An 11757-nucleotide genomic window follows, 5' to 3' on the forward strand; every position below is an offset into this window, starting at 1 on the left:
CATTATACTTTTCAGATAATTGGCATTAATTATAAAAGACACGAAAAATATCTCTTATATTCTGGTACATTTCTGGATTATAGGGACTGTCTCCATTCCATAATCTACATTGATTAGAGCCTGATTGAAAAGGTCTCTCAAACATATTAACTCTACGCCTGATTTACATGAAAACCTGTTTATGGCGTGTAGAGAACTTTTTCGATAGAGATTTGCTTGATGCTCTAAATCATGGCGGTCATTATTAGTAAACGATGAAATACGTTCGTCCGGCTCACTCATCGAAAGCATTGGATTTTTTTACCCAGCATCAACTGATTTAGGAGGAATATAAGGGGGAGTTCATATTCTTTACAATCACATCATTTACTACTCGATAAAACTCTTGAGAAGTTGATGTTGAATACAAATTTAAGCTTCAGCTAATAAATTAAGTTCTAGCTGATAATCATCCATAACATAACCACCACCTATGTCCGCACACAACTCTTTCACTTTAGTAAAGCCTATTTTGTAATAAGCATTGATAGAGCCATGATTGTATTTATTAACGGTTAAATACACTTTGCTTTTATGATGATCTCGCGCGGTTTGGATAATAAAGTTAGTAGCTAATTTTCCTAATCCTTGTCCTCGTTCAGAACTTAATAGGTATAATTTACTTAAAAATAAATCCGACTCTTGTAATTGAAAACCGCAATAACCTACAGGTTTACCATTATGGATGATCAAGTAAAAATGGTAATTCTGATCGGCAATTTGTTTACTAATCTCAGCTTTGGAATGGAAGTGAGTTAACATGTAATCAACTTGTTCTGAGCCTATGATTGGCGTGTAATGTTCAGTCCAAATAATGTGGGCTAACTCAACCACTTGATCAATATCTTGTTGGTGTATGACTGGTTTAAACATGGTCACTCTAAAATTAAATAGCTGGTAAATGGTAATAAGTCGCGAGTACATTTGCACAAGCGGCTAATTTTAATTGAAAGGTATTTTCGACTTGAGAGCTGTCTTTCATCGCGACATTTAACTCGTCGTTAGAGAACATAATCATGCAAATGAAACTCTGTTTGGACATATCGTGATTATAGATCGCGGTTAATCCTGGCAAATTAATAGGGATCCAGTTTTTGTCGCTATCGACTTGCAAATCTAAAAATTGGTTTTCTGGCAAAATAGTAAAGTTCATGTTTACCACTAAACTCTCATCCCCATACCAATTAGCACCTAAGGCTTTAAAGTTAAGCCAAGCTTCTAACTTACTGATCAAGAACTGAGAGTTCTTATCGTTGGCTTCAAATAAACCTTTGGTGGTTAAGGTGATAGGTAAGTCGGTATCCATAAGCTTCCTAAATGTTAGATAGTCGTTTTATAAAGTGGTGATTAATGACGATATTTACGAATTTGGATCAATATGCCCATTTTGGGGTGATCTAAATAATGAAGATCCCCTGAATAAGATTTTCGAGTTTGTTTGAAGTTGTAATTTTTTAAGTAGTTAATCGTTACTAACTCTTCATTAGTAACTTGCGTCGACACATCTGTGCTCGTTTCGGCCTCGACCTTTGACATCGCTTTATCTTCAGTTAATTTCGCCAAAAACTGCTCAGGATTAATTACCTCTTGGCTTAATTCTCTGAAATTAAACTGCCCCTCTAAATACAAATAATGATCTAAGTGCACTTGAATAAAGCCATCAAGTTGCCAAGTTTCATCAGGTAATGCATTTTGTTTTGGGTAAATCAGTGAACTGTTTTTGAAATCGACCACAGCGCCTGATTGCAGTTTTTTCATAAAGTTTGTAACGTTATTTCTGACATCGTTATTTAAATCAGGTGCCACATTTTCAAGAGGCGTGGTTTCTGGTTCATCATCCATATCTTGTTTAAAGATTAATTTTTCTGAACCGTCGTATCTAAATCGTTCAGTATAATTATGCCCAGCGACTAGGTATACCGGACGAGATTCGCGTTTAGATAAACCCGGTTGACGCCAACCTATATGCAGCATAGGTTCCGTATTAGGATTTTTTTTCAGTTTATTAAAGTGCGACGTTAATTGTAAATTTTGTTCGGCTAACACATAAACATTATGAAAGTCATCATGATCCCCAGCCGTTACTTTGGTTGGAATAACATCAAGTGGAACTTGGCTGTTAATCGGTTTCTCAAATAAAGGCACATTGTTCACTAACTGCCAATAACCTGATAATGACTCGCTCGGCATCAAACACAGCTCATTAGTAAACTGCCATTTGTTATTAATTAACTCTTGATAACCGCTCATTTGAGTATAAAACTCTTGTGGTGACAGTGGGGCGTCGGGGTTTATATTCGCCAGTGGATTTTTATCATGATGACATTCTGGCAAACCCGCTAATAATAATGAGATATCAGGTTGTAATAAATCACGTACAAGATCCCATTGTCGACGTTTGGTTAATGATTTTACATTTTGTGAAAACTGTTCACGTAAGTTAACGTTATCGGTGCGCTTAAAAATGATCATTTCTACTTCAAACCAACGACCATCACGTGACTTAATGCCTTCCACAAGCTCTTCTGTTGGAACTCGTGTTGACGCGTCTTCTTGCGCCGTCAAGTTACTTGTAAATGAAAACGCAGGGGCTAAAACAGACACTAACATTAATGCCTTAATCTTTACTTTAAACGTTTCAATGTTAAACAGATCCAAGTTTACTTCCTTTACTAAAATAATTAGTCGCTGACGTGCTATTTTTTAAGTTTGTGCTCAAAGTCATTAAGCATCGAATTTATCAGTTTTATCCGATCCTCGGTATCTTTATTTTCCAGTACAAACTTAAGTTTGTTACCGCCATCCAGTTTATAAACACTAGGGTGTTGCTGAATTAAACTAATGATAAATACTGGGTCAACTTTAGTGTTGTCACCAAAGGTAATACTACCACCTCGAGGTCCACCTTCAATTTTAGTAATACCTAACTTTTGCGCTCTTTGCCTAAACTCACCAACGGTAAATAAATTTTTAGCCGCATCTGGTAATAAACCAAAACGGTCGATAAGTTCCACTTTAATTTCATTCAACTCATCCACATTAGTGCATGTAGCAATACGTTTGTATAAACTTAAACGTATGTTTACTTCGTGAATATAACTGTCTGGCAATAGAGCTGGTATGCGTAGCTCAACTTCGGTTTGCTTCGCGTTTAAGGCATCTAAGGTGAGTTCTTTGCCTTGTTTAAGGGCTTCAACGGCTTGCTCTAACATTTCCATGTATAAAGTAAAACCAATTGTGTGTATTTGACCGGTCTGATCATCACCTAATAACTCACCAGCACCACGTATTTCTAAATCGTGTGTGGCTAAGGCAAATCCTGCACCTAAGTCTTCTAGTGATTCAATCGCTTCCAAACGTTTAATCGCATCTTTGGTTATTGATTTAGGTGGCGGTGTTAATAAATAAGCATAGGCTTGATGATGAGAACGTCCCACACGGCCACGTAATTGGTGTAACTGCGCTAAACCTAAGCGGTCAGCACGTTCCATAATAATGGTATTGGCGGTAGGTACGTCAATGCCGGTTTCTATGATAGTTGTACACAATAATACGTTATATCGTTGATGATAGAAGTCACTCATGATGCGTTCTAAATCACGCTCTCGCATTTGACCATGGGCCACCACAACTCTTACATCAGGCATTAACGCTTCTATATCTTTGGCGCGTTGTTCTATGGTTTCAACATTGTTATGTAAGAAGTAAACCTGACCACCACGATTGGTTTCACGCATGATGGCTTCTTTAATTAACTCCAAATCGTATTTACGGACAAAGGTTTTAACCGCAAGACGTTTTGCTGGAGGTGTTGCAATAATAGATAAGTCTCGCATGCCACTCATGGCCATGTTTAACGTTCTTGGAATCGGCGTAGCGGTCAGCGTTAATATATCTACATCAGCACGCAGTTTTTTAATCGCTTCTTTTTGTTTCACCCCAAATCGGTGTTCTTCATCTATGATCAGTAAACCTAAATCTTTAAACTTAATGTTGTCTTGTATTAATTTATGTGTGCCAACGACTATATCGACTTTACCGTCTTTTAACTGCTCTAAAATTTCAGTTTGCTGTTTGGCTGACTTAAATCTGGATAATACTTCGACTTTCACTGGCCAGTCGGCAAATCGGTCGGAAAAGTTTTCATAATGTTGTTGTGCTAATAATGTGGTTGGCACTAATACCGCCACTTGTTTACCGTCATTAACTGCAACGTAAGCTGCTCGCATTGCCACTTCAGTTTTACCAAAACCAACATCACCACAAACCAGTCTATCCATAGCATTTTTAGATTTCATGTCGTTGATAACTGCGTTGATGGCACTTTGTTGATCGTCGGTTTCTTCAAAAGGGAAAGAGGCCGAAAATTGACGATACCCATCACGATCTAAGCTGTATTGATAACCCGGTTTTGCTGCACGCTGAGCATAAATATCCAATAACTCAGCGGCCACATCTTTGATTTTTTCTGCGGCTTTTTTACGGGCTTTTTCCCAGGCATCTGAGCCTAGTTTATTCAACGGAGCCGATTCGGTATCGCCGCCAGAATAGCGACTTAATAAATGTAGATTGCCTACCGGAACATATAACTTAGCTTCATTCGCGTATTCTATGGTGACAAACTCACTGGCCATGCCGCCTGCATCTATAGTTTGTAACCCAAGGTAACGTCCTACCCCATGCTCAATATGTACGATAGCTTGGCCCAGTTTTAACTCAGCTAGGTTTCTGACTAATGCATCAGTAGATATATTCTTCTGGCGTTTATTACGGTTACGCTGGCTTACACGGCCGCCTAATAATTCTGTTTCCGTTATAAAGGTAATCGGTACTGAATTATTTTCGACTAACGCCAGCATTTTAAAGCTGTGTTCTAACGAGGTAATTACAATGCCAATATCAGAATTAGACTGGATAAAGTCGCTGATAGTTGGGTGTTGTGTGGGTTTTAATTGTGCTTGTTTTAACAGTTCTAATAAGGTTTCACGTCGTCCTGGAGATTCAACGTTAAATATAATGCGACCTTGTTGTTCTTTTTGTTCTAACACATAGGCGATTATTTTATTAAATGGTGATTTTAATTGGCTATCAATAACAATGTCAGGAACGGCTTCGGTATTGGCATTGAACTTCCCGGCACCAGCTGGTAATACACCTTTTTCAAGTTTGATCGATGGCCAATTATTGAATTGACCAAATACTTTATTGATCTCCAAAAATAACTGACTTGGTGGTAATAGGGGACGTAACGAATCAACATTTAAATTGTTATATCTGTGTTCGATATCGGCAAGGAAATGTTCCGCTTGTTGTTTGATATCACCCACTTGGATGATTTGACTGTTAGTTGGGAAATAATCAAACAAGGTTGCCACTGAGTCAAAAAACAGCGGTAAGTAATATTCAATCCCGGCAGGGAAACTGCCTTCGGTGACTAACTTATATAAACTGTCTTTTTCGTTTCTAACGGTAAAGGCTTCGCGGTAATTATTTCTAAATAACTCTATGCCTTTACTATCTAAAGGAAACTCATGAGCTGGCAGTAAGTTTATCGAATCGACTTTATCTTTACTGCGCTGAGATTCAGGATCAAAGTACCTGATGGTATCTATTTCATCGTCAAAAAAATCCAACCTAAATGGTTGGTCGCTGCCCATTGGGAATAAATCTAAGATGGATCCTCGTACTGAAAATTCACCATGTTCAATAACCTGTTCCACGTGACGATAGCCGTTACTTTCTAATTGCAGTGTTAACGCCGAAATATTGTTGGTGTCACCTGCGGCAAAAATAAAACTATTGCCCTGAATATACTCAACCGGACTTAAAAAATGCATCAAAGTGCTAATAGGCACTATCACTATGCCTTTGGTCATTTTTGGCAATTGATATAAAGTTAAAAGTCGCTGTGAAATAATGTCTTGATGCGGAGAAAACGTGTCGTATGGCAGTATTTCCCAATCAGGAAAAGTAAATACGTTAAAGTCATTTGGTACTAAAGATAATATCTCAGCTTCTAATCGGTGTGCCGCCGGAGTGCTCTCTGTAATGACGACAGTTACTCGGTCTGAATATAATGCACTTTCTGCAATAGCTAACGTTTTACTGCTACCGGTAAGACGACCCCAAGAGATCTTGTCAGACTTAGTTGCGGTAGAGGCTTTAGGTATTGGTAAATTGGTGAGTTTTGTTAACGGCAGGGATGCGGTTGAAACCTTGTTAGACACTAATTATTCCATAACAAACGACAATAATGACGTTAGTGTAACTTGATTGGCATGATAAAAAAAGAATCCGGCATTGAGTTGTTTTTCATTTTGGCATCCTATCTGCCAGATGACGTGAATGATGGGGGGAATTTTGTTAAATAGATTGAGTGCTTTTAATTCGTTTTGTGAAATTACCGTTAAATTGAATTTGTAAGGACTTTAAGGTTTCACCTTGACGACGACCATACCTTTTTTTAACAGCCAAAAAAGGTAGGCGACTTTTTATAATTAAACAGAGCGCCGCTCCTAATTAATATTCATATCTTCAATACAATTCAGTTTTATCTTCAAAAACGGGATTTACATTCGTCCCTTGGTCATCTAATTAAACATCCTTGTTTCGATAATATCCCATCATCCATGATGTGAAAAACAAGCCTGTATTCGACATCCTCGCAACTGCGTCCTGCGTTTTTCTACTTACATCCATCCATGGATTAATGTCTCATATTTTGGAAAATTTAGTTTATTTCAGGAATATTAAGATGGAGGGGCAAAATCAAAATCAAAAGTGATTTTAGCTGTTCGCTCTTTTGTACTAGATATTTAACTCTTCAACTTTCATATTAGCCAGCAATTTTATTTATTAGATCTCTGTTTGGTTTTGTTCAATAACAACTTTGATTGTTGATGCAATGATGCTCTTACCACCACTTCACGGTCTTCATCTCGGATACGGTGAAACACGACTTTGTAAGTATATGATGTTGCTGGGGGTTCGTTATTTACAATATCTTCATCTGGGCTAATCGTTTCAACCTCTACAATTTTCCCTAAACAAAAAACCGCAGCGGCTTCTTCATTAAAAAATAACTTACATTGGATCCAGTTATTTAGTGTAAATACTTGTTCCGATTGAAATACAAAACCGCCGCCGCCATATGAGCTCGCTTGAAATTTTAAGTCGTCGTCATCTTGGCCTTGTAAGATATAACTCATCATTAAATCTATTTTACGGCTTTGAGCTTTTAGGTATTCAGCTAAAGGTTCAATCACGTCACCAAGTTGACGCAGTGGACGTAACATAGTTTGTTCTAAACCTTTCATTTCAGACGCTATTTTATATGGGGTTGGGATCATGGCTTCAAACTGATCCATGGTTGGGATTGAATCCCAATCGCCACCATCTTTGATATTGACAGGAATTTGATGCTCTAATTGGAAATACTCTGAAAACAGTTCTAAGTCTTGTTCAGTCATACTATTACTCTAAGGTTTTACTAACCAGTTACGACAACTCGTAATACCAAATCTCATAAGGCGATTGATTTTAGCTGAACGAACAACTCTATATGACCTTTGGTATCGCTTGTACTTTAACAATGAAAACCATATTATCGAAGCTTATGTTTAATTACATTAAATAATTGATCCGCTTAGGCAATTTCGACTTAACTATATTTAAATGTAACCAACTCAATAGAATCTCAATGAACTTTCCAATTAGTTTACAAATCGGTTTACGGTATTCCAAAGCAGCCAAAGACGGAAAATTTATCAGTTTCATCTCTTTTTTCTCTATGGCGGGCATCGCATTAGGCGTCTTAGCGCTGGTTTTAGTGATGTCAGTGATGGATGGGTTTGAAGGTATTTTAAAACAACGTATTTTAGGTGCGGTGCCGCATGTACTAATAAAACCTATCTCGCAACCTAACTCTGCTCCATCAACCACACTTGATGTACAACAATTTAACGACATGATTCAAAACGCTGAGTTTAAACAAGACATAATCCAAGTGCTGCCTCTGGTGCAATCTGTCGCCATAATGCAATTACCCTCCGATTTAAAAGGCGTGATGGCACAAGGCATCAGTGACGACAAGTCCATCCCATTAGGAGTTCTAAATAGTTTATCGAAAAGTCAATATTCTACTACGCCAGATGCAAGCAGTGCCGCCAGTTGGTCTCGTTTTATGGATAGTAAATATGGCATTGTTGTTGGTCAATATATGGCTATGGAATATGGCTTGGCTGTTGGCGATAAAATTAGGTTAATGATCAGCGGTACAAGCCATTACACGCCGATAGGGCGTATGCCGTCACAACGTACTTTTACCATTGTTGATATGTTCCATACTGAAAGCGAGATAGATGAACAGTTAGTCTTTGTTCGCTCACAAGATTTAAACCGATTAATGAGAAAATCTCCGGCTGACAATGAAGGTATTCGGTTAGTGCTTAATGATGCATTTTTGGCGAATGAGATCGCACAGCAAATAACGGAATATTTTCCTAAGTCCGATTACAAAATTGAGAACTGGCATGATACGCACGGTAAGTTATTTGATGCGGTTAAAATGGAAAAAACCATGATGTGGTTCATGTTAAGTTTAATTATATGTGTTGCCGCGTTTAACATTGTTTCAGCATTAGTCATGATGGTGACCAAAAAACAAAACGAAGTGGCAATACTAAAAACTCTTGGTATGACGCCAAATACTATTTCTAATATTTTTATTGTGCAAGGTGCCTACAACGGGGTTTTTGGTGCCTTATTAGGTGGAAGTATTGGTGCGATATTAACCTTAAACTTAAATGGTTTTATGGCTGCCACAGGATTAAATTTTTTGGGCGTGGCCGGGATTGGATTACCTATAGAATTTAGTTGGTTGAAGTTAACTTATATTGTTAGTTTAGCCATCATAATGGCGCTATTAGCTAGTATTTACCCAGCCAAGAAGGCAGCACAGTTAATGCCTGCCGATGTATTACGTTATGAGTAAAACAATGAATAATGAAACAACAGATATGAACTTGGTTGAATGCCAAAATGTAATTAAACAATATGCCGATGTGTTAGACGCGAAATCTAAAGATCCGGCATTGATGACCCAAGTATTAAAAGGCATCAACTTAGATATTCGCCAAGGTGAGCAAATTGCTATTTTGGGACAATCAGGTTCTGGTAAAAGTACTTTGTTACATATTCTGGGGATGTTGGATGAACCGACATCCGGAGTGGTTAAAATTTTAGGTCAAGATATAACTGGCTTAAATGAAATCCAGCGAGCTCAGTTTAGAAACGAAAACATGGGGTTTATTTACCAATTTCATCATTTGTTAATGGAGTTCAGTGCATTAGAAAATGTTGCTATGCCTTTATTAATAAAAGGTGTAAGTAACCAAGAAGCAAATAAAGAGGCCGCTAAATTATTGGAGTTAGTTGGCTTATCACACAGGTTAAATCATAATCCAGCCCAGTTATCAGGTGGTGAACGTCAGCGTGTTGCGATTGCTAGAGCCTTAGTTAACAAACCTAAGTTGGTATTAGCAGACGAACCAACAGGTAATTTAGATAAAAAAAATGCCGAGCAGATCTTTAAGTTATTTATGCAGCTTAACCAAGAATTAGGCACCAGTTTGGTGGTAGTAACCCATGATTTGGAGTTAGCGGCACGCTTTAGTCGAGTGATAAAACTCGATGACGGGTTAATAAGTTAAATCTAATGATGTCTAAATTTATTTCTTTTTTCAGTCCATCGGTACAGTTATCAGCGACATTTGCTCAACGTTATTACCATGCCGCTTTTCAAAATAAGTACATTCGTTTTATTAATAGGGCATCCAAGGTTGGCATAAGTGTGGGGGTGGCCGCGTTAATTATTGGGCTGTCAATAATGAACGGATTTGAACGAGAGTTAAAAAACTCGCTGTTAGCTGTTGTCCCTGATGTAGAATTTGAAGCGGTTAATGGAACGTTACCTAATTGGCACATTACCCAACACAGTATTTTACAAAACCCAAATGTATTAGGTGCAGCTCCTTATATAAAAGTGAATGCGATGGTGCAAAAGCAAAATGATTTAGAAGCCATATTGCTGCATGGTGTTTCACCAAAATTAGAAACTGAGGTAAATGCCACCTTCAAATATATAAAATCAGGGCGCTGGTTAACGGATAATCAATCAGCCACACAACCGAATACAGTAGAAGCGGTTATTGGCCAAGGTTTAGCCGACAAACTCTCGTTGGCAGTTGACGATGATATAGAATTACTTATCCCCAATACCTTAGCATCCGGCAAACTTGCCGCGCCTAAATACCTTAAAGCAAAAATTGTTGGTATTTATCAAATTGGTGGCCAAATGGATTATGGCCAGGTTTATGTGTCGTTAGACACAGTGCAAGAAAAGTTTAATTGGACAGAACAACAAGCTGAAGGTATTAAAGTTGCGTTAACCGACCCTTTTAATGCACAAATTATAGCTCGTCAAATTGGCAGTAGTTTGCAAGATTATGTGTATGTATTGGACTGGTTTAGAACCAATGGCCATGTGTATAACGATATAGTGATGGTTAAAGACATTATGTATTTAGTCATGGTATTAGTGATGTCGGTGGCCTGTTTTAATATCGTGTCGTCATTAACGATGGCGATTCAAGAAAAACACAGCGACATAGGCATATTAAAAACCATGGGATTAACGCCGGTGATTGTTAAACGAGTGTTTGTCATGATGGGGATGTTAACTGCGATAAAAGGCATTGGCTGGGGGATGGTTTGGGGAGTAGTGTTAACTCTTTGCATACCAGAATTGTTTAGTGTGGTTGAGCAATTATTTAATGTTAAAGCACTGGATGGTGAAGTGTATTTTATTGATTATTTACCAACAGAGTTAGACGTTGTGCAGGTACTTATTGTGTCAGTTACCGCCTTTATTATTGCCTATTTTGCGACGTTATACCCTGCAAGCAGGGCATCTAAATTGTCACCGGTGGAGTTGATTTCAGGGTGATAGCTCTATCTTTATGGCTTATCATTAAACATAAAAGTAGATCATAAAGAAATGACAAATCGCGCCGCCTAAAACAAACATATGCCAAATAGCGTGGTTAAACGGTATTTTTTTATTCACATAAAAATATACGCCAGAGGCATAACTTAATCCGCCAAACGCTAATAACATAAAACCATTGTGTTCCAGCGCGTCATACAATCTTGATATAAAAAATAGTGAAATAAAGCCCATTCCTAGGTAGGTGGCCAATGAAATTATTTTATATTGTGAACCAAATTTAATCTTAAAACCTATGCCTAACAAAGCCAAAAACCAAATAACCGTTAACATAACAAAACCTAACGTACCGCCCAATGTCACTGCCATAAGCGGGGTATAAGTACCGGCAATTAATAAATAAATGGCACAATGATCAAATAGCTTAAACAGCTTTTTTACTTGAGGTTGGTTAAAGGCATGATACAAAGTCGAGGCTAAAAATAAGCTAGTTAAACTCAGTCCATATACCAAATAACTAAACAACAAAGTGAGGCTTTCAATCTCGCTAGCAGAAACTAATAATAGGGTTAAACCTGCAACACTTAATAAAGCGCCAATGCCATGACTGACAGAGTTGGCTATTTCTTCATTTACGGAATAACTTGCGAGTTTTGTTGTTGGTGTTTTTATATATTTATTATTCATAACGGCCTTTCAGCGTACACGTGTTC

At 37.8% G+C, this 11757-nt stretch carries 9 protein-coding genes; 3 read left to right on the forward strand and 6 right to left on the reverse strand.

Features of this window, described 5'->3' with window-relative positions; all coding sequences use genetic code 11:
* Positions 1-411 precede the first annotated feature (411 nt).
* The 5 genes from KO505_RS00835 to KO505_RS00855 form a co-directional block, all read right to left on the reverse strand.
* Positions 412-912 carry a GNAT family N-acetyltransferase gene (locus KO505_RS00835; RefSeq protein ID WP_216053542.1) on the reverse strand — a complete coding sequence of 167 codons (501 nt, stop codon included), beginning with the start codon at positions 910-912 and terminating at the stop codon, positions 412-414.
* A 13-nt stretch (positions 913-925) separates the two neighbouring features.
* A complete protein-coding gene (locus KO505_RS00840) occupies positions 926-1345 on the reverse strand; it encodes a hypothetical protein (protein ID WP_216053543.1) in 420 nt (139 codons plus the stop codon).
* A gap of 41 nt (positions 1346-1386) precedes the next feature.
* Positions 1387-2697, reverse strand: coding sequence for a CsiV family protein (locus KO505_RS00845; protein WP_216053544.1), 1311 nt, complete (start codon positions 2695-2697; stop codon positions 1387-1389).
* 38 nt (positions 2698-2735) lie between these two features.
* Positions 2736-6239: a transcription-repair coupling factor gene (gene mfd / locus KO505_RS00850; protein ID WP_216053588.1), complete on the reverse strand. Its 3504-nt coding sequence runs from the start codon at positions 6237-6239 to the stop codon at positions 2736-2738.
* Positions 6240-6887: 648 nt separating this feature from the next.
* Positions 6888-7508, reverse strand: a complete 621-nt coding sequence (locus KO505_RS00855) for a PilZ domain-containing protein (RefSeq protein ID WP_216053545.1) — start codon at positions 7506-7508, stop codon at positions 6888-6890.
* A gap of 230 nt (positions 7509-7738) precedes the next feature.
* Here KO505_RS00855 and KO505_RS00860 point away from each other — a divergent pair, with 230 nt between their 5' ends.
* From KO505_RS00860 to KO505_RS00870, 3 genes are read left to right on the forward strand one after another with little or no spacing between them, the layout of a single operon-like run.
* Positions 7739-9031, forward strand: coding sequence for a lipoprotein-releasing ABC transporter permease subunit (locus KO505_RS00860; protein ID WP_216053546.1), 1293 nt, complete (start codon positions 7739-7741; stop codon positions 9029-9031).
* Positions 9032-9035: 4 nt separating this feature from the next.
* Complete coding sequence (lolD, locus tag KO505_RS00865; RefSeq protein WP_371819935.1) at positions 9036-9749, forward strand: lipoprotein-releasing ABC transporter ATP-binding protein LolD; 714 nt, start codon at positions 9036-9038, stop codon at positions 9747-9749.
* A gap of 5 nt (positions 9750-9754) precedes the next feature.
* On the forward strand, positions 9755-11044 hold the full coding sequence (locus tag KO505_RS00870) for a lipoprotein-releasing ABC transporter permease subunit (RefSeq protein WP_216053547.1): 1290 nt from the start codon (positions 9755-9757) through the stop codon (positions 11042-11044).
* Positions 11045-11068: 24 nt separating this feature from the next.
* Here the strand turns inward: KO505_RS00870 and KO505_RS00875 are convergent, their stop codons facing one another.
* Positions 11069-11731, reverse strand: a complete 663-nt coding sequence (locus tag KO505_RS00875) for a hemolysin III family protein (RefSeq protein ID WP_216053548.1) — start codon at positions 11729-11731, stop codon at positions 11069-11071.
* Between the last annotated feature and the right edge of the window lie 26 nt (positions 11732-11757).

Origin of the sequence: Psychrosphaera sp. F3M07 (assembly GCF_018860345.1) — a bacterium.
GTDB lineage: Bacteria > Pseudomonadota > Gammaproteobacteria > Enterobacterales > Alteromonadaceae > Psychrosphaera > Psychrosphaera aquimarina.

Excerpts from the sequence above, each read along its gene's own strand:
- KO505_RS00855 (WP_216053545.1), bottom strand. The coding sequence starts at position 7,508 with ATGACTGAACAAGACTTAGAACTGTTTTCAGAGTATTTCCAATTAGAG.
- KO505_RS00870 (WP_216053547.1), top strand. The coding sequence starts at position 9,755 with ATGATGTCTAAATTTATTTCTTTTTTCAGTCCATCGGTACAGTTATCA.
- KO505_RS00875 (WP_216053548.1), bottom strand. The coding sequence starts at position 11,731 with ATGAATAATAAATATATAAAAACACCAACAACAAAACTCGCAAGTTAT.
- KO505_RS00835 (WP_216053542.1), bottom strand. The coding sequence starts at position 912 with ATGTTTAAACCAGTCATACACCAACAAGATATTGATCAAGTGGTTGAG.
- KO505_RS00860 (WP_216053546.1), top strand. The coding sequence starts at position 7,739 with ATGAACTTTCCAATTAGTTTACAAATCGGTTTACGGTATTCCAAAGCA.
- lolD (WP_371819935.1), top strand. The coding sequence starts at position 9,036 with ATGAATAATGAAACAACAGATATGAACTTGGTTGAATGCCAAAATGTA.
- KO505_RS00840 (WP_216053543.1), bottom strand. The coding sequence starts at position 1,345 with ATGGATACCGACTTACCTATCACCTTAACCACCAAAGGTTTATTTGAA.